Source organism: Pedococcus sp. 5OH_020 (assembly GCF_027812955.1).
In the GTDB taxonomy this organism is placed as follows: Bacteria; Actinomycetota; Actinomycetes; order Actinomycetales; family Dermatophilaceae; genus Pedococcus.
Map to the genome: position 1 here is coordinate 1 of NZ_JAPYZV010000031.1, position 588 is coordinate 588.

Annotated in this window: 1 protein-coding gene; it reads right to left on the reverse strand. The window is 68.4% G+C overall.

Going from position 1 to position 588, the window contains the following annotated elements; translation table 11 throughout:
• Positions 1–20: 20 nt before the first annotated feature.
• Positions 21–588: transposase (locus tag PHA84_RS20675; RefSeq protein ID WP_270890030.1), on the reverse strand; the 568-nt coding region annotated here is incomplete at its 5' end.

The window sequence follows — 588 nt, forward strand, 5'->3', positions numbered from 1 at the left end:
GAGGACGCTCCTATAGATCGTCAAGTGGTGATGAGAGCGTAGTCGGCGCGTAGTGCGGTGAACACTTCGCGGGCGAGGTAGCGCTTCTGGCAGCGGATGATCTCGGGCATCGATTTGCCCTGGGCGGTGCGGCGCGTGGCGTAGTCGCGGCTGCGCGCGTCGTAGCGCAGGCGGACGACGACGGCGATGTGCAGGGCCCGGTTGCCGGAGCGGTCGCCGCCGCGGTGGAGGCGGTGCCGGTTGGTCTTGCCTGATGAGGCTGGGATGGGTGCGACACCGCAGAGGTGGGCAAACGCTGCTTCGGATCGAAGCCGGTCGGGGTTGTCGCCGATCGTGACGAGCAGCGCTGAGACGGTGTCTGGTCCGAGGCCGAAGATCGCGCTGGTCGCGGGAGCGGCGACGGCGGTGAGCGTGTCGAGCTGCTTGGTCAATCCGCGGGCTTCGATGTGAAGGGCCCGAGCTCGGGTAGCGATCGAGCGCAGTGACAGCTTGGCGGCCTGGACCGGGTCGCCCAGGTTCGCCGTGTCCGGGCGAAACCGGAGGCAGGCGTCGATCAGCTTGGCGGTCGAGAGGTGACGCAGCTGGCTG